At 47.6% G+C, this 23,145-nt stretch carries 17 protein-coding genes; 11 read left to right on the top strand and 6 right to left on the bottom strand.

Going from position 1 to position 23,145, the window contains the following annotated elements; translation table 11 throughout:
* Nucleotides 1-201 precede the first annotated feature (201 nt).
* The 9 genes from IEY13_RS17985 to IEY13_RS17945 all read left to right on the top strand — a co-directional run bounded on the left by IEY13_RS17985 (nucleotide 202) and on the right by IEY13_RS17945 (nucleotide 17,049).
* Nucleotides 202-3,075, top strand: coding sequence for a glycoside hydrolase family 31 protein (locus tag IEY13_RS17985; RefSeq protein ID WP_188954656.1), 2,874 nt, complete (start codon nucleotides 202-204; stop codon nucleotides 3,073-3,075).
* 55 nt (nucleotides 3,076-3,130) lie between these two features.
* Nucleotides 3,131-6,292 (top strand): SusC/RagA family TonB-linked outer membrane protein, encoded by a 3,162-nt coding sequence (locus IEY13_RS17980; protein ID WP_188954654.1) that lies wholly within the window; start codon nucleotides 3,131-3,133, stop codon nucleotides 6,290-6,292.
* Between the two features lie 13 nt (nucleotides 6,293-6,305).
* On the top strand, nucleotides 6,306-7,934 hold the full coding sequence (locus tag IEY13_RS17975) for a RagB/SusD family nutrient uptake outer membrane protein (protein WP_229687905.1): 1,629 nt from the start codon (nucleotides 6,306-6,308) through the stop codon (nucleotides 7,932-7,934).
* Between the two features lie 31 nt (nucleotides 7,935-7,965).
* The gene (locus IEY13_RS17970; RefSeq protein WP_188954652.1) at nucleotides 7,966-9,192 is read left to right on the top strand and encodes a glycan-binding surface protein; all 1,227 of its coding nucleotides are present in this window, start codon (nucleotides 7,966-7,968) and stop codon (nucleotides 9,190-9,192) included.
* 16 nt (nucleotides 9,193-9,208) lie between these two features.
* On the top strand, nucleotides 9,209-11,347 hold the full coding sequence (locus IEY13_RS17965; RefSeq protein WP_188954650.1) for a beta propeller repeat protein: 2,139 nt from the start codon (nucleotides 9,209-9,211) through the stop codon (nucleotides 11,345-11,347).
* A 211-nt stretch (nucleotides 11,348-11,558) separates the two neighbouring features.
* On the top strand, nucleotides 11,559-12,410 hold the full coding sequence (locus IEY13_RS17960) for an endonuclease/exonuclease/phosphatase family protein (protein ID WP_188954648.1): 852 nt from the start codon (nucleotides 11,559-11,561) through the stop codon (nucleotides 12,408-12,410).
* Nucleotides 12,411-12,613: 203 nt separating this feature from the next.
* Nucleotides 12,614-14,284 carry a peptidase domain-containing ABC transporter gene (locus tag IEY13_RS17955; protein ID WP_188954647.1) on the top strand — a complete coding sequence of 557 codons (1,671 nt, stop codon included), beginning with the start codon at nucleotides 12,614-12,616 and terminating at the stop codon, nucleotides 14,282-14,284.
* A 5-nt stretch (nucleotides 14,285-14,289) separates the two neighbouring features.
* Nucleotides 14,290-15,654 (top strand): HlyD family secretion protein, encoded by a 1,365-nt coding sequence (locus IEY13_RS17950; protein ID WP_188954645.1) that lies wholly within the window; start codon nucleotides 14,290-14,292, stop codon nucleotides 15,652-15,654.
* A complete protein-coding gene (locus tag IEY13_RS17945) occupies nucleotides 15,655-17,049 on the top strand; it encodes a TolC family protein (protein ID WP_188954643.1) in 1,395 nt (464 codons plus the stop codon).
* Between the two features lie 99 nt (nucleotides 17,050-17,148).
* Here IEY13_RS17945 and IEY13_RS17940 read toward each other — a convergent pair whose 3' ends face one another.
* The 6 genes from IEY13_RS17940 to IEY13_RS17915 all read right to left on the bottom strand — a co-directional run bounded on the left by IEY13_RS17940 (nucleotide 17,149) and on the right by IEY13_RS17915 (nucleotide 21,224).
* Nucleotides 17,149-17,958 carry a helix-turn-helix domain-containing protein gene (locus IEY13_RS17940; protein ID WP_188954641.1) on the bottom strand — a complete coding sequence of 270 codons (810 nt, stop codon included), beginning with the start codon at nucleotides 17,956-17,958 and terminating at the stop codon, nucleotides 17,149-17,151.
* A 44-nt stretch (nucleotides 17,959-18,002) separates the two neighbouring features.
* Nucleotides 18,003-18,974, bottom strand: a complete 972-nt coding sequence (locus IEY13_RS17935) for an aldo/keto reductase (RefSeq protein WP_188954639.1) — start codon at nucleotides 18,972-18,974, stop codon at nucleotides 18,003-18,005.
* A 97-nt stretch (nucleotides 18,975-19,071) separates the two neighbouring features.
* Nucleotides 19,072-19,437: a rhodanese-like domain-containing protein gene (locus IEY13_RS17930; RefSeq protein WP_188954637.1), complete on the bottom strand. Its 366-nt coding sequence runs from the start codon at nucleotides 19,435-19,437 to the stop codon at nucleotides 19,072-19,074.
* Nucleotides 19,438-19,443: 6 nt separating this feature from the next.
* The gene (locus IEY13_RS17925) at nucleotides 19,444-19,752 is read right to left on the bottom strand and encodes a DUF3817 domain-containing protein (RefSeq protein WP_188954634.1); all 309 of its coding nucleotides are present in this window, start codon (nucleotides 19,750-19,752) and stop codon (nucleotides 19,444-19,446) included.
* Nucleotides 19,753-19,755: 3 nt separating this feature from the next.
* The gene (locus IEY13_RS17920; RefSeq protein ID WP_188954623.1) at nucleotides 19,756-20,226 is read right to left on the bottom strand and encodes a hypothetical protein; all 471 of its coding nucleotides are present in this window, start codon (nucleotides 20,224-20,226) and stop codon (nucleotides 19,756-19,758) included.
* Between the two features lie 74 nt (nucleotides 20,227-20,300).
* Nucleotides 20,301-21,224, bottom strand: a complete 924-nt coding sequence (locus IEY13_RS17915; RefSeq protein ID WP_188954622.1) for a helix-turn-helix domain-containing protein — start codon at nucleotides 21,222-21,224, stop codon at nucleotides 20,301-20,303.
* Nucleotides 21,225-21,302: 78 nt separating this feature from the next.
* Between IEY13_RS17915 and IEY13_RS17910 the strand changes: the two genes are divergently transcribed.
* Both IEY13_RS17910 and IEY13_RS17905 read left to right on the top strand, forming a co-directional pair.
* Nucleotides 21,303-21,851 carry a lipocalin family protein gene (locus tag IEY13_RS17910; protein WP_188954619.1) on the top strand — a complete coding sequence of 183 codons (549 nt, stop codon included), beginning with the start codon at nucleotides 21,303-21,305 and terminating at the stop codon, nucleotides 21,849-21,851.
* Nucleotides 21,852-22,002: 151 nt separating this feature from the next.
* A complete protein-coding gene (locus IEY13_RS17905) occupies nucleotides 22,003-23,145 on the top strand; it encodes a TlpA disulfide reductase family protein (protein WP_188954618.1) in 1,143 nt (380 codons plus the stop codon).

The following is a 23,145-nucleotide window of genomic DNA, read 5'->3' as shown; positions in this document are numbered from 1 at the left end:
CGTGGGCTGCCTTTTGAATTTTGGCTTTTACCTTTTGACTTTTGAATTGGGTACCAGTCGATTAGAAAAAACGTCCTCCCCAAACCGGTTAACATTTGACCCCCTATTTATAAACAAACCACGCCGCTGGTTGCCTGAAAAGGCAGGTATTTTAGCAACCGGATACGACAGATTGTAAACAGTTGCCAAATGAATTGCCTGATGAGGAAACATTGCCTGCGTGCCTGGGCTTTTACTGCCTGCCTGGGATGGATACAGTTATATGCACAGGAAAAAGGAACCTGGAAAAAAGACGATCAACAAACAGTATGGGTTACGCCGGTTGCCAATGAAGCTGGCGGGGGCAGGCTGGTACGGGTACAATTATACCAGCCACAGATTGTGCGGGTTACAGTATACCCCGGAACTACCGTTACGCCAGACAGCAGCCTGAGTGTAGTGGCGGCTGCGCAGGTACGAAAAACTTTCACCACCGAAGAAAAAGGAGACAGTATATATATACATGCCGCCCCCCTGCATGTAGCTATAAGCCTGCGCACCGGAAGACTGGCCTACACAACAGGCCGGGGAGGGGTGTTGCAGGAGGTAACGGAAGGAAAGCGTTTTCAGCCACAAGTGGCGGATGGATTACCCTGTTATGCAGTTACCAACCGCTTTGCCGTTCAGCCGGATGATGCCTGGTACGGGCTGGGCCAGCACCAGGACGATCAGTTTAACTACCGCCACCGGCAGGTGCGTTTTTTTCAGAACAATACTTCCGTTGCCGTGCCCTTTCTGCTTTCCCGCAACAACTATGGTGTGCTGTGGGATCATTACGCTTTATCTACCGTAGGTGATATCCGCCCTTTTCGCCCTTTGGGCGATCTGAGGTTGTTTAATGCTGCGGGTAAGGAGGGATGGCTTACACAGACGTATGCCAACAACCCGGCTCGTCCGGAGGAGCTGGTGTACACCAGTGCCGTATCGGATATTAATATTGCCTTCCTGGGTGATTCAAAAGCGGCTTTTCCGGCAGCCTTTCGCCCCGATAAAGGCCTTGTAGTATACACCGGAGCGTTTGCCTCTGGTTTTACGGGGCTGCACAAGTTTGATTTTACCTATGCCGGGTATGTAAAAATGTGGGTGGATGGAAAACTGGTGCTCGATCGCTGGCGCCAGGCCTGGAACCCCGGCGCGGGTGTGGTGGAACTGCCATTGGAGAAGGATAAGAAGTATGATGTACGTATAGAATGGTTACCCGATGGCGGGGAATCGTACTTTACCTGCCGCTGGCTGCCACCCGTACCAGATGAAGAACAGAACCAGTTTGCTTTTACGTCGGAGGCAGCACATGCCATTGACTACTATTTTATTGCCGGTGAAAATATGGATAGTGTAATTGCCGGTTACCGCCGCCTTACCGGTAAGGCAACGCTGATGCCCGAATGGGCGTTTGGCTTCTGGCAAAGCCGCGAGCGGTACCGTACACAGGCAGAGCTGCTGGATGCGGTAAAGGAATTCCGGCGCAGGCGTATTCCGCTGGATAACATTGTGCAGGATTGGAGTTACTGGCGGGAAAAGGAGTGGGGCAGTCAGGATTTTGACCCCGCACGTTTTCCGGAACCGGATAGCATGATAGCACAGCTGCACCGCGATTATAAAACCCAGATAATGATATCGGTATGGCCAAAGTTTTATACCGGCATACCTGCCTACAATCAGTTTGAACGCAAAGGCTGGCTGTATGGGCGTAATGTGGCGGATAGTGTGCGCGACTGGATAGCACAGGGCTATGTAAGCACTTTTTACGATGCTTTTAACGCCAGTGCCCGCAAAGGCTTCTGGAATTTGTTACAGCAGAAAATATATAGCAAAGGCATAGATGCCTGGTGGATGGACGCCAGCGAGCCGGATATATTATCCAATGTGAGTCCGCAAAAACGCATTGCCCAGATGACACCTACCGCGCTGGGGCCGGCGGCGCTATGGCTGAACGCCTACCCGCTGGAAAATGCGCGCGGTATTTATGAAGGGCAGCGTGGCACCGGTGATAATAAACGGGTGCTGTTGCTTACCCGTTCCGGCTATGCTGGTTCGCAACGGTATGGGGCTGTAATATGGAGTGGAGATATAGCCAGCCGGTGGACGGATATGAAAGCACAGATAAGCGCAGGTATCAACTTCAGCATGAGTGGATTGCCATACTGGACAATGGACATTGGTGGCTTTTCAGTAGAAAAACGCTTTGAGCGCCCGAAAGAAGCTGACCAGGAAGAGTGGCGCGAATTGCAGACCCGCTGGTATCAGTTTGGTGCGTTTGTGCCTTTGTTCCGCGTACATGGGCAGTTGCCTTTCAGAGAAATATATAACATAGCGCCGGAAACACATGCAGCTTATCACAGCATGCTATATTACAATAAACTCCGCTACCGTTTACTGCCCTACATCTATTCTCTTGCCGGAAAAGCGTACTGGCAGGATTATACGCTGATGCGTGGGCTGGTAATGGATTTTAGCGCAGATACAGCTGTGAATAATATTGGCGATCAGTTTATGCTGGGGCCTTCTGTACTGGTAAACCCGGTGTATGAATACAAAGCAAGAAAACGCCGTTTGTATCTGCCTGCTGGTACCGGTTGGTATAATTGGTATACCGGACAATACGAAAATGGTGGCAGGCATATAGAAACCGATGCCCCCTATGAAAAAATGCCGCTGTATGTAAAAGCGGGTGCTATACTGCCAACAGGACCTGAACGCCAGTATGTGGCTGAGAAGAAAGTGGATACGTTGCGGGTATATGTATATGGCGGTGCCGATGGCAGTTTTACCCTGTATGAGGATGAGGGGCGCGATTATTCCTACGAGAAAGGAAGCTATAGCGAAATTCCTTTCACCTACCAGGAAAGCAGCCATACCCTTACCATTGGTAAACGAACGGGAAGTTTTACGGGAATGTTGCCAAAGCGTACTGTTCAGGTGGTATATATAGATAAGGCACATCCGCAGGGTATTGCAGATAAAGTAAACATCCTAAAAACCATTGCCTATACCGGGGCTGCCTTACAGGTGCCTCTTATGCATAAAACTTTGTAACACAGTAACCGGCTGCCTGCGGGCAGCTTATTTCAGAAAATACACTCGTTTGCATATGAAAAAAGAAAAGCCAATACGAAAGGCAGCGTGGCTGCTGCTACTGCTTATTAATTCTGTTAACCTGTTGTTGGCACAAGCCGGCAATACCAGCCGCACTATTACCGGCACAGTTACTTCTAAAGGCGTACCGCTTTCTAATGTAACTGTATTTGTTAAAGGGGCCGTTGGTGCTGGTAATGCTACTATCAGCGATGGCAAAGGCGCCTTTTCTATTCGCGCAACCGATGGCAATGTACTGGTGTTTTCCAGTATGGGCTATCTGAGCATAGAAGTGAAGGTAACGCCTGGTATGAGCAGCACTACCGTACAGCTTACGGAAGACCCCGCCACACTTACCGATGTGGTGGTGGTAGGTTATGGCACGCAGAAGAAAACTGACCTTAGCAGTGCGCAGACTACGGTTACCGCCAAAGACATTTCAAGAACGGTAAACACTACGTTTGACCAGGCTTTACAGGGCCGGTCGCCCAACGTATATGTAACCAATAACAGCGGTCAGCCTGGTGCTGCCACGTCAGTGGTTATACGCGGGCTGGGCTCATTAACCGGTTCTACCCAGCCACTCTATGTAATAGATGGCGTACAGTACAAGCCGGATAATATGGCCGATGATCCTAACAACCGTCCGCAGGGTTTTGCCAACCTGCTCAGCTCCCTCAACCCCGATGATATAGAAACCATCAACATTCTGCAGGGGCCTTCTGCTACCAGTATTTATGGTTCAGTAGGTGCCAACGGTGTAGTACTGGTTACTACCAAAAGAGGTAAGGCAGGCGAAACGAAAATTAATCTGAACTCTTTACTAACGTTGCAGGACAGACCTAACCGTATTGAAGTGATGGATTTGCCTGCTTATGCGCGTTATCGTAATGATGTACAGGCGGTAGGCGGCCCCGCTGCTGATCCGGAGTTTAAAGATCCTGCTGTGCTTGGGCCTGGTACCGATTGGCAGCATGAACTTTTCCGCAGAACCTTGCTCAACAAACAAAGTCTTTCGCTGAGTGGCGGTAATGATAAAAGTACTTTTTACCTGTCTGGCGAATACTTTAACCAGGAAGGTATTGCACCTGGCTCTGGTTTTAAAAGAGGTGCCTTCCGCATAAACCTGGATAATAACGCGCGCAAATGGTTGAAGGTTGGTACTAATCTCAGTGTAAGCCTTACCAATGAAAGGGTTAACACCACCAATGCCGGTGTTATTGATCTGGCTATCCGCCAGTCGCCCGCCGTGGCAGTAAAAAATGCAGATGGTAGCTGGGGCGGCCCGGCTGTTACGCAGTTTGCTTTTTCTAACCCTATAGCGCTGGCCAGTATAAACAATGACTATAACAAAGCACTCGCGGCTATCGGTGGTATATATGCCAATGTAAATGTTACGAAAGATTTAGAGGTGCATGCCGATTTCAATGGTAATTATCAGTACCGCAATAATTATATTTTTCACCCCTCTTATAAGTTTGGTGGCTTTGTAAACGCAACCAGCAACTCCAGCCGCACGGCTTCCAATAACTACTGGTGGGGGTTGAACGCCCGTGTGCAGTACAGCAAATGGTTTAACGGACACTTTATACAAGCCATGGTAGCACATGAGGCACAGCGTTATGGCAGTGAAAACCTGCATGGCTACCGTAAAGATTTTGTTACCAATACTGTACAGGAGCTGAGCGGTGGTGATGCAGAGTCTGCAGTAAATAACAGTGCCAAAAGCAGAGGCAGCAGGGAAAGCTATTTTGGCAGGTTGAACTATACGCTGAAAGACCGTTATATACTGCAGGGTACTTACCGCAGGGATGGCTCTTCAGTATTTGGTTCTGAAAACCGCTGGGGTGGCTTCCCTTCTGTGTCAGCTGCCTGGCGTTTAAGTAAAGAAGACTTTTTCAACCAGTCTGTAAAAGCTGTGAACGATGCCAAACTGCGGGTAGAATACGGTGTTACCGGCAACTCCAATGCGCAGGGGTACTTTGCAGTGCTGCAAACCATTCCTACCGCCTTTGGATCCGGCTTTCTATCGCAGAACTTTTCTAACCCTGCTATGCAGTGGGAAGAGGCCAAAACCTTTAACGTAGGGCTGGATGTAAGTTTATGGAACAACCGTGTTCAGATAACCGCTGATGCCTATATCAAGAACATATCCAGACTGCTTACAATAAGCCCATACTCTTATTTTTACGGTGGTGATATTGCCTACTCGCCCGGGTACCTCAGCTGGCCTACCACCAACGGTGGGTCTATGCGTAATAAGGGCATCGGCATTTCCGTTAACACCGTCAACGTAAGCAATAAGCAGTTTGTATGGAAAAGTACGGTGAATTTTTCTATGGACAGAAATAAGATCACAGCCCTTTCGGCTCCCATCAACATCAGCTACAACACTACCCAGGCGCAGTTTACATCACGCGTAGGTGAGCCTGCCAGTATGATGACAGGTTATATAGCGGAAGGATTGTTTCAGAATCTGGCAGATATACGCAGACATCCATCGCAGGCTGCGTCTAAAGCAGTTTCCCCTACACAGGGTAGCTGGGTAGGAGATATTAAGTTTAAAAACCAGAACAACGATAACGTAATTGATGCGGCAGACCGTGTGGTAATTGGTAACCCATGGCCTAAATGGACATTTGGTTTTAACAACGCGTTTAACTACAAAAACTTCGATCTGAATATATTCATTACCGGATCGGTAGGGAACGATCTGTTGAACTACGAGCGTTATATGAATGAGATACCGTTTAACTCCGGCACTTTCGCCAACTATTTTTCTTCCATTACCAACTATGCGCGGCCAACCAGCATAAATGTTAACGACAGCAGCACCGTTACCCTGCGTAACCCCGGCCATAACATACCGCGTATGGCACCCGGCGACCCCAACGGTAACAACCGTATGAGTCAGTGGTTTGTGGAAAGTGGCAGCTACCTGCGTGTAAAAAACATTGCACTGGGCTACAACCTGCCCGCTAAACTGATTAGTCCGCTTACGCTGAAAAGTCTGCGCGTGGCTGTGAACGTACAAAACCTGTTTACCATTACCGGCTATAAAGGCTACGACCCTGAGGTGGGTATGGTAAACTATGGTGGTACTACCATGTCGGGGCTGGATAACGGCCGTTACCCCAACACCCGTATGTATTCTTTTAACCTGATTGCTGAGTTTTAACTGTTTAAAGCGCATGACAATGAAATCATCTATTACCTGTATACTAACGTTGGCTGCTTTGCTGGTAGCCGGCTGTAACAAAGACTTTCTGAATAATCCGCCTATAGACCAGGTTACCTCCGACAACTTTTATAAAACGGATGAGGAGGTAATTGCAGGTACGGCGGCACTGTACAATATCGTATGGTTTGATTATAACGACAAAGCTTTTCTGTCCTTTGGGGAAGCCCGTGGCGGCAACCTTAATTCTAACGACCGTACTGCGTATATTCAGTTTAGCGTACCCTCTACTGATCAGAATACATTACTGGCAGGGTATAAATCGTTTTACAAAATTGTTGCACAGAGTAACCTTACCATGTACAATATAGAAAACGCACAGGGAAGCACTGTAAGTGATGCTGTAAAAAAGCAGGCTTATGCAGAGTGCCGGTTTATGCGTGCCATGGCCTACTACTATCTGGTAAGCAACTGGGGCGCAGTACCTATTATGTACAACCCGCTTACCCAGCTGGGTAAGGTAACGCACCGCAATACTATTGAAGATGTGTGGAAGTTTATTATACGCGATCTGCGTTATGCGGCAGATAACCTGCCGGCTACACCGGCTTACAGCCAGAAAGGCCGCATCAGCAAATACACAGCAGAAGGAGAGCTGGCCAAGATGTACCTTACCAGAAGTGGTTACGGACAAACCGGCACCCGTTTACAAAAAGATCTGGATAGTGCTAAATACTATGCTGCGGATGTATGTAATAACAGCGGCCTGCGGTTGCTGGACAATTATGCTGATCTGTTCAGAAGCGCTACCAACAATGCCTCCAGCGTAAACGACGAAACCCTTTTTGCACTGCTATGGATGGACATAAGAGTGCCGTGGGGGGTAAACAACTCCTTCCAGGCATATATGGCCTTCAGTACCGATATTACCCAAACAGGTGATGGCTGGGGGGCTGCACAGGGCGGTTCTGCCGACCTGGTAAAATATTATGTAGCCAACCCCAACGACTCGCTGCGGCGCAAAGAAACGCTGATGTTTGAGGGAGATTATTATCCCGACCTGAACAAGAAGAACGGTGGCACACGTGTTACCAATAATACTATTGCCAATGTAAAAAAATATATAATCGGATCGCCGGAGGATAACAATAAGAGAGGCGACTTTATGACGGCATATATTAACACCTATATGCTGCGGCTGGCGGAGGTATATCTTATTTATGCAGATGCTATTCTGGGGAATAATGCCACTACTTCCGATGCCGAGGCGCTGAAGTATTACAATGCCGTACGCACACGCGCAGGTATGCCGGAAAAAGCAGCTATTACCTTCGGTGATATTTTTCAGGAGAAACGGGTAGAGCTGGCTTTTGAAGGCAATGCCTGGTATGATATACTACGTTGGTGGTATTTTAACAAAACGGCTGCCAGTAACTATGTACTGGGGCAGGATAAAGCCAATTATACCGTTACGTATAATGCTGGCTCTACCCAGCCACGCAGGTGGACGTTTGCCAGCACGGCGCAGTATTTCGGCTTTACCGATCAAACGGTATACCTGCCCCTGCCGGAAGAAGAGCTGGGCTCTACACCAACGCTATCACAAGCACCGGTAGCTTTTGATTTCAGTGTGCTGCCATAATCTGTTTTATTAACCGGATAAATGATGAATCATGAAACGCATATATTATTCTATACTGATGGTATTATTGCTGGCTGCCGGTCAGTATGCCTGTAAAAAGGAAGAAGGCGCCCCTTTTATAAGCAAAGTTGCGCTGGTAGATTCTCTGAAACGGGATAGCGGCATTACAGCCGTATTGCCCGGTACGCTGCTGCGTATAACGGGTGGTGGGTTTACAGATGTACAACAGGTGTTTTTTAATGATGTGGCTGCGCCTATTAACCCGGCGTTGAACACTTCAACCTCTCTGATAATTCCGGTTCCGGCCAGTACGCCCACCGGAGCAGATGGCACCATAGTGCCCAATATACTGAAGGTGGTAACCCCGAATGGAGTTGCAGAGTACAAGTTTCAGATTCTGGCACCACCGCCAGCGGTTATTGCTACCAGTAACGACAATGCTGCCGCAGGCAAAACCATTGTAATTACCGGTACCAATTTTTATAAGCTCAGCGCAGTAAGCTTTGGTGCTACGGCTGCTACTTCTTATACCTACACGGTTACTGCTATTACTGCTGTGGTACCCGTGTTAAGTGGTGCAGTGCCGCTGATTGTGCGTGGTGAGTATGGAGCAGATACCACCTCATGGACGTTTAACAATGCAGCCCAGCCGGGCGTTGGCTTTATGGCCAATTTTGATGTGGGCAGCAGTTACAGAGGCTGGCAGCAGTGGGGGGGCATCAGTACAGATGGCAGCGCTACGTGGTACAATCAGTTTCCCGGCCATACCGGTGATTTTATTGTAGTAAACCCTTCCAGTGCCATAACACCGGGCAATAACGCGTGGTGGGGCGATAACCGCGCAGTAATGGTTGCCGGAAGCCCCTGGGTGGCTGCTGCCAATGCGGCTGCCCCGGCGGCAAATTATGCCCTCAGATTTGAAATTTCTGTGCCGCCTTCTACGCCATGGACACAGGGTGCTATTATGATTGTGCCTAATGGCAACTTTAATTACATGGCGCGTTATGCACCATCCGAAACGGCACCCAACGGTACCTTTAGTACCAATGGCTGGCAAACGGTGGTAATACCGCTGAGTGCCTTCCGTAAGGGAACGGGTAGTTACAACGCTTCCGGTGAGCCGCCTATATCTATCAGCGATCTTGCAGGTGCCGGTGCCAATGGTTCTTTACAGCTGATGCTGTATAACGATGGGGAGGAAGATATTACCACCTTCCGTGCTGCATTTGATAATGTACGTATTGTTAACATGAATTAAACTATAACAATAGCTGATGCGTGTGCGTATAAGCATATTTTTTTATAACATACTATTGTTGCTGATGGCAGGAAACATGCCTGCTACAGCACAGTCTTATGTTTGGAGGAACGTAAAAACAGGGGCCGGTGGTTTTGTCACCGGCCTTATTTATCATACCAGGGAAAAAGGTTTGTTATATGCCCGTACCGATGTAGGTGGCGCTTACCGGTGGGATACCACTTACCGCAGCTGGGTGGCACTTACAGATGGTTTTAGTAACGAAACGTATTCGGGTATATTAAGCCTGGCAACAGATCCTTCTGATGCCAACCTGGTATATATAGCTACCGGCCTGTATACGCAACCCTGGGCAGGCAAGGCGGCATTGTTTGCCAGTACCAACCGTGGGCAAACCTGGCAGCAATACGATTTACCTTTTCAACTGGGCGGTAATGAAGATGGCAGGCAAACAGGAGAGCGGTTACAGGTTGATCCGCATAACAACCGCATCCTTTATCTGGGCACCAGCAAAGATGGCTTATGGAAGAGTACCGATTATGGCGTTAGCTGGGATAAGCTGAAGGGGTTTCCGGTACCAACGGGTAAAGGCGGAGTAGGCTTTGTATTGCCAGATGAGCAAAGCGGTACGGCAGGCAAGGCTACTCCGGTATTGTATGCCGGATGTTTGCAAACGGGGGCAGGTTTGTACCGCAGCAATAATGCAGGAAAAAGCTGGCAATTAGTGCCGGGACAGCCAACCGGCCTTATGCCCCAGCGGGCAGTGCTGTGTGGCAACGGTAATCTGGTTATCACCTTTTCAGATCAGCCCGGCCCCAACGATATTAAAAAAGGAGCGGTGTTTCAGTTTAATACACATACGGGTATATGGAGGCAGCTGCCCGTACCGGAGGGGATGGGCGGCTATGCAGGTGTTGCAGCCAGTGTTACAGGCGATACTTTGCTGGTAAGTACATTAGACCGTTGGGCACCGCATGATGAGGTATACCTGAGCACAGATGGTGGTAACACCTGGAAAGGATTGCTGGAAAAAGCGGGTTACAACTGTGCTTCATTTCCTTATGCGGCTTCCTTAACCCCACACTGGATTGGTGCGGTGGCTATGAATCCTTTTAATAGTGAAGAAGCATGGTTTGTTACCGGTTATGGTGTATTTCATAACAGCAGCGTGTTTGCCGTTACAAACGGGCCGCTGCAATGGGATTTTGATAATGAAGGATTGGAAGAACTGGTAGTATCTGATCTGGCTTGTCCCCCGCAGGGCGTACCCCTGTTAAGTACCGTGTGGGATCTGGATGGCTTCCGGCACCCAAGTCCTGATGTTTCTCCCCCGGCAGGTACTTTTGCACCTAAGCAGGGAGGTAGTTTTAGTATAGACTTTGCGCAGCAGCAACCAGCCTATGTGGTAAGGGCTTTTCACAATAGTAAAGGAAATTATGGCGCTGTTTCTAAAGATGGCGGTGTCAGCTGGCAAAGCTTCACCGCTTATCCGTCCGGAACCACCGGTGCAGGCACCCTTGCCGTAACTGCTGATGCGGGTGTGCTGGTATGGAGTCCGGCAGCAGCAGAGATGCACCGCTCTGTTAACGGAGGAAACAGCTGGCAGGTTTGCCGGAATGTACCTGCTAAGCTAAAGCCTGTTTGCGACCGTGTAAATGCCGGCAGGGTATACGCTTATGATGCTTTGCAAGGCGTATTCTATTACAGCATGGATACAGCAGCTACCTTTGTACGCAGCAAGGCTGTGGTGCCGCAACTGCCTTCGTATCAGTTGGGGCAGGCTCAACTGAAAGCCACACCAGGCAGGGAAGGGGATATCTGGTGCACGGCAGGGCCCGAAGGTTTACATCATTCTACTGATGGTGGCTTCCGGTTCAGTAAAAACGAAACTATGCAGGAAGCTTATAAAATAGCGTTAGGTAAGCAGGCTCCGGGGGCAGACTACCCTGCTGTTTACGTGGTAGGAAAGGCGTTTGGCCAGTATGGCTTTTTTCGCTCCACCGATGGCGGGCAAAGCTGGTTGCGTATTAACAGTGATAATAACCAGTATCTGGGTATAAGAGCTATAGCAGCAGATGCAAATGTGTTTGGAAGGGTGTATATTGGAACCAGCGGCAGGGGTATTGTATATGGTGATGAATATACCGGCAAATAATCTGGCGGTAACACAGAGATAACATTGGCTGAAGATATTTGCCGGGTTGCCGCACCTGTTGCCTGGAAGATTTTTTAGTAGTCGCTGAAACTACTATCATGCGGGCGTATCTTTTTGACGTTTGTCATTACAGATCGCCCGTTTTTGTGTATGCTGTTAATAATGGCTTAACATTTTACCGGTAACTTGCGTGCACAGAACAGATATGTACATGAACAGAAGAAGTTTGTTTTTAATGGCTGTGGCCACTATGTTGGTTACCCTGGCGGGAGCCCAGCAATACACGGTAGGTACTTATAACCTGCGCTTTGCCAATACGGAAGATAGTGGTAACCTTTGGACGGATCGCGCCCCGATAGTGGCTAACCTGATCCGTTTTCACGAATATGATATTTTAGGTACGCAGGAAGCACTGGAAGGCCAGCTGGAAGATCTGAGCCGTTTATTACCGCAGTATTCGCGGTATGGTGTTGGGCGTAATGATGGTAAAATAGCTGGTGAGCATTCTGCTATCTTTTATAAAACAGATAAGTTTCAATTACTGAATAAAGGCGATTTCTGGCTGTCGCAAACTCCTGATACGCCTTCGCTGGGATGGGATGCCACCTGCTGTAACCGTCTTTGCAGCTGGGTGCAGCTGAAGGATAAGAAAAGTGGGAAAATATTTTATTTCTTTAATGCTCATTACGATCATCAGGGCAAAATTGCGAGAGAAGAAAGCAGCCGTTTGATTCTGCAGAAAATGAAGACTATTGCCGGTAAAACCCCTGCGTTGTTTACGGGCGATTTAAATGGTGGCCATAGTACCGACTGTTACACCATACTGGAAAACTCAGGTTATCTGAAAGATGTGTATCATCAAACTAACAATCGTTATGTAAACAACGGCAGCTTTAACGGTTTTAAAAACAAGATCATCAGCAAAGAACTGATTGATCATGTTTTTGCCACACAGTCTTTTACCGTACAGCAATACGCTGTATTAACGGATACTTATTACGGCAGGTTCCCCTCAGATCATTTTCCTGTAAGAGCGAAGGTTACGTTGGGGAAAAACAAATAAATATATTCCATAATATCAACACAATCTATATGTTAGCGCATCTCCGGATGCGCTTTTTTGTTGTATATTGTTAAAGTATTACAAAATAATCCGTATAAAACAATGGGTTAGAATGAATTCTAATCTCATTCTAATGCCATTCACAGCACTTCTTAAACTGCTGAGATTATTTTGCCGACCATAGAGGAACTATATAAAAAGATATGGCAACAGACAAAATTTCGATCAGTAAATCCTTCAGCCGGTTTTACAACCTTCTCCGGTTAGACAAAAAGGATGTTTCTGCTGTGTACATGCTGGCCATACTGGCTGGTTTGCTGCAGCTTTCCGTACCCCTGGGAGTTCAAACCATTATTAGTTTTGTAATGGCAGGTTCGTTTTCCACTTCCATAGCGGTGCTTATTATTATGGTAGTACTTGGTGTGTTCATTAACGGACTGCTGCAGGTACGCCAGTTACAGGTGATAGAGAAAATGCAGCAGAAGATATTTCTGCGGTACTCGTTTGAGTTCAGCGACCGTTTACCCAAGCTGAACATTGAAAAAATGGACAATTATTACCTGCCGGAACTGGTAAACCGTTTTTTTGATACGGTTTCGTTACAGAAAGGGCTGGAAAAACTGTTGCTGGATTTACCGGCTGCTGTAATTCAGGTAATGTTCGGTTTAATGCTGCTGGCATTTTACCATCCTGTATTTATTGCTTTTGGTGCATTGCTGCTGATTATCGTAATTATCATTCTCCGCACCACTTCACCACGTGGCTTAAGCTCTGCTTTAAAAGCCAGCGATTACAAGTACCATGTAGCGGCCTGGCTGGAAGAAACGGCGCGTGTAATACGCACGTTTAAGTTTGCAAAAAGCACTACCATGCACATTGAAAAAACAGATAAGCTGGTAAGCGGCTATCTGGATTCGCGCACGCAGTACTTCCGCGTATTGCTTACGCAGTTCTGGAGCCTTATCAGTTTTAAGGTAATTATTACCGCCGCAATGCTGATAGTAGGTGCCATGCTACTGGTAAATCAGCAGATTAATATTGGTCAGTTTATCGCTGCCGACATCGTAATTATTACCATTATTGGTTCTGTAGAAAAGATTATTCTGAGTCTGGATAAGGTATATGATGCCCTGGTTTCCGTTGAAAAACTGGGTAAAGTAACCAATGCAGAAATGGAAGAGAGCGGTTCTATTATACTGGCCGATAGTAAAGAAGGGGTAGCAGTATCTTTTGTAAATGCCGGTTTTTCTTACCCCAACGGCAGCAAGGCTTTACAGGATATCTCCTTATCGGTACCTGCTGGCAGCGTAGTGCATGTGGCGGGTAGCAGTGGCTCGGGTAAGAGTACCTTACTGCGCCTGCTTACCGGTAACTATAAAAGCTTTAGTGGCAGTGTGCTGATTGAGGATGTGCCGGTGGGTAATTACCAGTTGGACAGCCTGCGCGCTCAAACCGGTATTCTGCTGAGCAGTCAGGATATTTTCCATGGCACTTTACTGGAGAATATTACCCTGGGTAACAAGATTCCTATGGATGAAATTACCACTCTGGCTAATAAAACAGGGCTGGAGCATTTTGTACGCTCGCATAAAGATGGCTACGATATGGTGCTGGACCCTACGGGTAACCGCCTTTCTAATCATGTAAAGCAGAACATTCTGCTGGTACGGGCACTGCTGGGCAAACACCGGCTGCTGCTGCTGGAAGAACCTTTTGAACACCTGGATACGTCCTGCCGCGAGTGTATGATTGATCTGGTGAAATCGGAATCCAACGCTACCGTATTTATCGCATCGGAAGATGAGCGGCTAAGCTCCCGCTGCGATATTGTTATTGATCTGAATAAAGGAACCATTCAAAAGAATTCTGCCTAGATTTTATGGAGAAGTTTATTGATACCAACATAGAAGAAGCATTGCCGGATACCCGATGGACGGCATTTAAAAGAATATACCGCATACAACACAAAAACAATGTAAAACAGTGGCTGCTGGGGGTACTGATAGTACTTATAGTAGTATTGTTTTTACCCTGGACACAGAATATCCGCGCCAAAGGCACGGTAACCACACTGCGCCAGGAGCACCGTCCGCAGGAGGTGAATACCCTTATTGCCGGCCGCATAGAAAAGTGGTATGTAAAAGAAGGTGATTTTGTAAAGGCGGGTGATACCCTGCTGCAACTGGGGGAGGTGAAGGTAGACTATTTTGATCCGGAACTGTTAGCACGTACCCAGCAGCAGATTGTAGCCAAACAGCAAAGTATTGCCGGCTACAAGGGTAAAGCCGGTACGGCAGAAACGCAGGCAAGGGCCCTGAATGAAGCACGGGAACTGAAACTGCAATCTCTCGATAACAAATTGCAGCAACAGCAGCTGAAGGTAGTGAGTGATAGTACCGACCTGATTGCTGTAGAGAACGAGCTGACGGTATACAAACGTCAGATTGGTGCAGCACAGCTGATGCTGGATAGCGGTTCTATTTCGCTGGTTGATTTTGAAAAGCGTAAAGTGGGTTATCAGAATGCGCTGGCCAAACGCATCAGCAGCGAAAACAAACTGATGCAGAGCCGCCAGGAACTGATTGCCCTGCGTATTGAAAAAAACAGCGTGGTACAGGATTACACAGATAAAATATCCAAAGCGGAAGGTGATAGATTCTCCTCTCTCAGTAGTGTAGCTACTACCGAAGCCGATGTGGCCAAGTTACAGAACGTATATGCCAGTTACGACATCCGTAACAAATTGTACTATATTCTTGCTCCGCAGAACGGCCAGGTTACCAAAGCCCGCAAAGAGGGTATTGGCGAGATGGTGAAGGAAGGCGATATGATTGTGGAAGTAGTACCCAATAATGTACAATACGCGGTGGAAATGTATGTAGAGCCTATGGATTTGCCACTGATGTCTATAGGCCAGAAAGTGCGCTTTGTATTTGACGGTTTTCCCGCGATAGTGTTCAGCGGGTGGCCTTCCAGCAGTTACGGAACTTTTGGGGGCAAAGTGGCTGCCGTAGAAACTTCTGTAAGTTATAACGGCAAGTTTCGTGTGCTGGTACAGGAAGATACTACAGACCGCCATTGGCCGGAGTTACTGCGTATGGGCGGCGGCGCCAGTGGTATTGCACTGCTGAAAGATGTGCCGGTGTATTATGAGTTATGGCGGAACATAAACGGATTCCCGCCTGAGTATTACAAACCCGTACCCGCTACCGACAAGGGCGGCAGTGGCAAAAAGGAGAAATAAATGAAACAATACAGGATATTATTGATACTACTGCTGCTGGCAGTAAGCACGCTTCGCGTAACCGCGCAGCAGCTGTTTACGCCGGAGGCGTTTATTGAATGGGTTAAACAATACCACCCGGTAGCACGACAGGCCGGCTTACAGGTGGAGAAAGCGGAGGCGGAGCTTACGAGCGCCCGTGGCGGATTCGACCCCACGGCGGGCCTGGCTGCCAGCCACAAAACCTTTAACGGCACCAACTATTACTATTATACAAACCCTGAACTAAAGATACCTACACCCATTGGTATTGACGTAAAAACAGGCCTGGAGAACAACGGTGGTACTTATATCACTGATGAAGCATCCAAAGGCAAAACCAGCTATCTGGGGGTGGAAGTGCCCCTGGGTAAGGGTTTACTGATGGATAAGCGACGGGCTGTTTTACGGCAGGCAAAAATATACCGCAGCCAGAGCGAGCAGGAGCGGCTGAGCATGATTAACGATCTGCTTTTTGATGCTTATGTAAGTTACTGGCAATGGGCCGGCGCCTACCAGCAATACAGTATATATACAAAGTATATTGAGGTGGCTGGTAATCGTCTGCGCTTGCTTCGCAATGCTTACGCCAACGGCGATAAGGCTATGATGGACACACTGGAAGCCTATACCCAGATACAGGGCTACCAGATGCAACAGGCAGATGCCCTGCTTAAACTGACCAATGCTTCGCTGGATTTGAGCAACTACCTGTGGCTGAAGAACGACACAGCTGTATTGCTGCCCGAAGACTACCGGCCAGATACGGTGCAGTTTACCGTAGAAAGGCCTATGCCTGGCATGGAAGATCTGGTAAGCCAGGCTATGGCTAAAAACCCCGACCTGCGTATTTACGACTTTAAGTTGCAAAGCCTGGAAGTAGAACGCCGCCTGAAGTTTCAGAGCTTGTTGCCTTACGTTACTGTTAAAGCCAACCTGCTGAACAAGAATTATTATGTGCTGAAAGATGTTAGCGGCACCATGCTGGAGAACAACTATAAATGGGGTATTGATGTAAAAATACCGCTGCTTTTTCGCGAAGGCCGTGGCGAGTACCGGAAAGCAAAACTGAAAATACAGGAAACCCATCTGCAGTTTGATAATAAACGCTGGCAGGTTGCCAACAAAGTACGCTCTTACTACAACGAATATGTGCTGTTGCAACAACAGCTGCAAACCACCGGAAGTATGTACCGCAACTATTCTGCCTTACTGCGTAATGAAGAACTGAAGTTTTCGCAGGGGGAGAGCAGTTTGTTTGTAATAAACAGCCGGGAAAGCAAACTGATTGAGTTATTGCAGAAGCAGAACGAACTGAGGGTAAAATACCTGAAAGCGGCTTATGCAGTAACATGGTCTGCGGGTTTGTTGCAGTAGAAACTGTTTTGTTACCTGAAACGGGCCACTTCAAATTAGTATTGAAGTGGCCCGTTTTGGTTTACAGATGTTCTGCTTATACTAAGCCGTTACTGATTCTTATATATAGTCGGAAGGGGCTTTGCCAAACATCTTTTTAAAAGAATGGGAAAAGTGGGAGAGGCTTTCAAAACCTAAGTCCAGATAAATGGCAGATGGCTTTTTGTGTTTGGTTTCTATCAGGTGTCTGGCTTCCAATAGCCGTTTTTCCTGTAGCCATTGCCGGGGAGAAGTATTGAATGTTTTTTTGAAGTCGCGTTTAAAGGCGGCCAGACTTCTGCCGGTAAGCTGTGCAAACTTCTCTACCGGTATGTTGTAGTGGTAGTTGCTGAGCATAAACTTTTCCAGATTTATTTTGTGGTGTTCAGAGAAGTCGAACAGCAGGTTGCGGAGTTGCGGCATGGTGTGCAACAGCAGCTTTACCCCTTCTTTCACCTTTAGCATGCCCATGGCGGTGGTAAGCTTTTCTTTAGGGTTGCGTACATAGGGTATAATGGATTGGAAATACCCGTGCAGAAAATCGTTAGGTGGAATAAGAATGTTGGGAGAACCAATGTACTTTTCAGTTACCTCAATCTGTTCCTCCAGGGCGATGGTTCTGAGAAAATCCTCCTGTAAGGTAATTACAATGGTTTCATAATCCTCATCGGGCAATGGTGTTTTGGTAATCTGCCCCAGCTGGTTTTTACCCACCAGCAGCATTTGCCCCCGGCGCATAGAAATGGTTTGGTTAGTGGTTTCAAACGTAAACTGTCCCGATACCTGCATTACCAGGGTATTGTGTGCCAGAAAGGCCACGGTATCCCTGCGCATGGTAGAGAGGTAAGAGAAAAAGATAACTCCCGGGATGATTTCGTTTGGATGCGTCATTACATAAAGTTAGAGTAAAGGGGGCTTATACAGCCCCCGTATATCTATCGGTGCAGGTAAGTACTACCCAGTATAGCGCCCGGCGCAAAATGGGTATTCAATGTATTCAGTTCATTTGCGGTGAAGGTAATTTCCATTGCCTGGGTGTTTTCGGGTAAGCGTGCTCTGCGGCTCATGCTTACCAGCGGCATAATATGGTTGCCCTGTGCGTTTACCCAGGCAATAGCCAGTTGAGTGGGGGTATAACCTTTGTCTTTTGCCATTTGTTGTAATACCTCCACCTTCTCCAGGTTCTTTACCAGATTATCGCCCTGAAAACGGGAGAAGTGGTTCTGGTAGGCATCTGCTGCCAGCGGGGCTTTCATATTACCGGTTAGTAAACCCTCTGCGGTATTGGCAAAAGCCACTACACCTATACCCAGTTCTGCTGCGGTAGGTAGCAGGTCGCTTTCTATCTGCCGGTCGGCTAAGGAGTAGCCTATCTCCAATGCGGTTAAGGGGTGAAGGCTATGCGCCTGGCGTAGTTGTGCTGCGGTAATTTCCGACACACCCAGATGGCGCACTTTACCTTCTTTAATAAGGTCGGCAATAGTACCAATGATATCCTCCATGGGAACGCTGTTGTCCATGCGGCAGGGCTGATACAGATCAATATAGTCTGTGCCCAGGCGTACCAGTGAATAGTTGATAAAGTTTTTGATGGCGATAGGGCGGAGGTCTAACCCCAGCATCTGGCTGCCGTAGAAAATGCCACCAAACTTAACGCTGATAAAAGCATCTTCGCGTCTGCCTTTAATGGCTTTGCCTACCAGCAGTTCGTTATGGCCGGCCCCGTAGAAATCACCGGTGTTAAGAAAGTTAATACCGGTGTCCAGTGCCATCTGAATTGTGGCGATGCTTTCGTTTTCGTCGCTGGCCTTACTGCCCCAAACGGGAGACATGCGCATACAGCCCAGTCCCAGTTTAGATACCAGCGGGCCATTATTACCCAATGCTATCTTTGTTATTGTTGTCATAACTGCTGTTTTATGATAACAAAGGTCGTTGGTACCAGTGCAGGCACCATGTTCTTTACGGCTCAAATTACTTGTCTATACGGCTCACTCTGAAGTGCTAATGCTGTTTTACAGAAAGCGCCTCCTGTAAATCTGTCCACGCGCCACCATTGAATACGTGCTTAAAGCCCTTTTCTTTCAGAATATCCGCCACTTTTACGCTGCGTAAACCGTGGGAGCAGCAGGTGATATAGGTTTTGCTGCTGTCCAGTAACCGGTAGTCTTCCCGTATGCGGCCCAGCGATATGTTTACCGCGCCGGGAATGTGTGCTCCGGAAAATTCCTTTTCTGTTCGTACATCCAGTATAATGGCTCCGTTTGCTACCAGTTGCGGCAGACTGGCCGATACTTTGTGTTTACTCCAGGCCGTAATGGCTGCATAGGTCAGTACCAGTAAAACGGCAATAATAAGTATGGTTTTCATGTGTAGTTACAGGGGTAGTTTGCTTAAATAACGTTTGTCCATATAAAAAGTACCAAAGGGTATAAAGCAAGCCAGCAGCAGTTTACCGGTAAAGCCTGTAAACTGCCATTGTCTTTCTATGCCTACGCCAATGGCATTGATTACAAACAATACAAACAAGGCACCATGCACCGGCCCCAGCAGTTGTACCGCTAAGGGGGTGTTGCCAAAATGTTTTAAAGGAACTGCTATGCCTGCCAGCAGTAATAACGAAGTGCCTTCTGCATAAGATAGCAGCCGGAGGCGACCGAGTGATGAAGTGAGATAATGTTTCATATATTATCGGATAAGAGGTCTGTGTGCCAATGGTGAAAAAGGCCAGGGGATTGCTATAACCACAACAACAAAAGCTATCAGGTACCAGGTAAGCAGGGTTTTATGCTTATGCGCATCAGCAGCCTGGCGTTTAGCAAGCGCAGAGCCAAAGGTAACCACCACTACAGCGGCCAGCATTAACAGCGCATGTATCAGCCCAAAGAACAGAAAATCCGGCTGATGCACAGCGGAGGAAGTATGTTGCCGGAAGTAAGCGGTTACGGGGCTTTGAAAGTATAGCACCATGCCCAGCATAAACTGTATGTGTACAATAGTAGCAGTGAGGTGCCGGGCGGTATTGTCTGTTTTACTGAAAGCTGTTTGCATATAACACCCGCGGGCAGCCCGGTAAAGGGTATATACCAGACTTACTACTACCAGCCATCGAAAAAGAGAATGTGCGTAGAGCAGAAAAATAAACCCGGAGAATTGCATGAACCATGTGTTTTGATTACAGGTGCAAAGCTCGTACACGCTGCTTCAAACGGGTAGCACATAGAAATCCATTATCAGGATATTTCAATCTTCTTCCGGTAGGCGCCCGGCGTAAGGCCGGTTTTCTTTTTAAACAGCCGGGTAAAATAAGAAGCATCCCATATACCTATGGCAGCTGCTACCTGTGCCACGCCCGCCTGTGTCTGGCTAAGCAGTATCTGGGCTTCCAGTATCAGTGTATCATCTATCCATGCGGCAGAAGACTTGCCTGTTACTGCTTTCACCGCTTTGTTCAGGTGGTTGGGAGATATGTGCAGCATGGCTGCGTATTCTGCCACACGGTGCTCCTGACGTATTTGTTTGGATAGCTTTTCCAGAAACTGCCGGGTAATATGGGCAGCAGCCGTTTGCCCTAAGGCGGCATGCGGCGGGTAAACTGTTTTTATTTCCAGTAAGGCTGTAAGCAGGTATGCCTGTAAAAGAGATTGCTGTTGCAGACCCTGCTGCTGGTAGGCTGTGTTAAGGCGGCTAAACAAATGTTCCAGATCGGGCTGGCGGGTGGTGGGTATATCAACAAAAGGGGAGCTGTATATACGCAGAAAGTCCAGCTGCTGTTGCAGATCGGTCTGTGCCAGCAGCCCGGCAAAAAACTGGTTGCTGAATATGCAGATGTATCCTTTGTTGTAAATATCCCGGTGCCAGGCATCAAAGGCAATTACCTGCCCCGCAGCTATGGTAAGCATCTGGCCGGACAGCAGGGTGTAGTGCTGATTGTTTACCTGCATATCGGCCCGTCCTTCTGTAAAATATAACAGAATATGGGTAGAAGAGCGGGTGGGGGGTACTGCCCGGTGTACATGCCGGTACATATCCTCAATCCGCATAATCATAAAATCGGCATAGCCGGGTTTTAGGAAGGGGTTCATTTCAGCAGCGGGAATGAACTCCGATATAAAAGCGGGGGTACTGTAAAACGGAATGGTTTCCTGCTGCTGCATGTTATGGTTGTTTTTGTTTCAAAATTACGTAGCTATCAGGCATAGCTTTTGAAATGCTTACAGCTAAACACGAAACTTATGAAAAATGCAAACAAAGTAGCTATAGCTGCTGCGGTAGGTGTGGGAGCATTGATAGTGCTGGGTGCTACCTCCTGTGTGTCTATACCGGAAGGTGCAGCAGCAGTATCGCCTTTTGATAGTGAAAAGTATCTGGGTAAGTGGTATGAGATAGCCCGGCTGGATTTTAAGTATGAGCGCAATCTTACCAATGTTACCGCCACCTATACCCTGAATGAAAACGGCAGTATACGGGTTGATAACCGGGGATTTGATACTACTAAAAACGACTGGAAGCAAAGCATAGGCAAGGCGAAGTTTGTAAAGGGTAAAAATGTTGGGCGTTTGAAGGTATCGTTCTTCGGGCCGTTTTACTCCGGTTATAATGTAATAGCCATAGATCCTGAATACAAGTACGCGCTGGTTATGGGCGATAACCTGAAATACATGTGGCTGTTATCCCGCGAAAAAGACATGCCCCAAGCGGTGAAAGCGGATTATCTGGCAAAAGCAAAGGTAGTGGGGTATGATACAGAAGCACTGGTGTGGACACGGCATGATAAGGAATAGCGGGACAATTTTACTATTCAGTCTGTTTGGCCGGGCCACTTTTGCCCCGGCAGCAGAAATAGATGAAAACCGCTATTTAAAGTTCATTAACAATTGGTTTGTCGGGTTTTTCCCAATTTCATAGCCGGTATAAACCCGAAAAACCAATATCATGAAATGGAATTTGCTGGCGTTGATTGCTTTAGCACCCGCCGTAGCCGGTGCGCAATCTGCCCCCTTTAGTATTACCGGTAAAATAGGAAACCTGGGTAAGCCCTGTAAAGTGTACATTGACTATATGGACAATGGCCAGGGCAAGGAAGATTCTGCCGATGTAGTAAACGGTGTGTTTACCATAAAAGGCACCGTTGCCGGTATTGTATCTTCCCGTATGTCGCTGGACCATGAAGGCAAAGGCAAGCCGTTTTCAATTTACAGCCCCGATGCCGATGTGGTGTACTTCGATTTTGGCCAGGAGAACATGCAGTTTACTTCTGCCGACTCCATCATCAACGCCAAAGTAACGGGTTCCAAGGTATATGATGCGTTTGTAGCCTATAATAAAGAGATTGGCGGTTCTTTTATAGAGATGATCCGCAAGCATAATGCGATATACAAAGAAGCCTCACCGGAAGATAAAAAAGATCCGGCCTTTATAGAGGCGTTGAATAAGGATATGGAAGAGGCACGCCGCACACACGCGGAGAATCAACTGGCATTTGCAAAGGCGCATCCTACCTCTTACTTTGCGCTGGAGGCACTGGTAGATGCTGCGGGTTATAAAATGGATGTAGCAGTAATTGAGCCGTTGTTCAATGCCTTGTCTGACGACCTTAAAAATCTGGACAATGGTAAAGCCATGGCACAGCGTATAGCATCTGTACGTTTGGTAGCTACCGGCAAACCTGCCCCCACATTTACTCAAAACGATATAAACGGTAATCCTCTGGCGCTGAGTTCTCTGAAAGGGAAGGTGGTGCTGCTGGATTTCTGGGCCAGCTGGTGCAGCCCCTGCCGTGCAGAAAACCCGAACATGCTAAAGCAGTATAAGCTGTATAAAGACAAAGGTTTTGAAATACTGAGCGTATCGCTGGATAGTGATAAAAAGCCCTGGTTACAGGCCATTGAAAAAGATGGTTTGCCCTGGTTGCATGTATCTGACCTGAAAGGCTGGAATAATGAAGTAGGCCGTTTATACGGTGTAAGAGGCGTACCTGCCTGTTACCTGATAGATACCGAAGGCAATATTATTGCTACCGATGTAAGAGGCGAGAAACTAAATGCAAAACTGGCTGAAATATTTGCCAACAAATAA

Origin of the sequence: Filimonas zeae, from assembly GCF_014641615.1 — a bacterium.
GTDB classification, from domain to species: Bacteria; Bacteroidota; Bacteroidia; order Chitinophagales; family Chitinophagaceae; genus Filimonas; species Filimonas zeae.
Note: the sequence above shows the minus strand (reverse complement) of the source record. Positions and strands in the feature narration are given on the sequence as shown.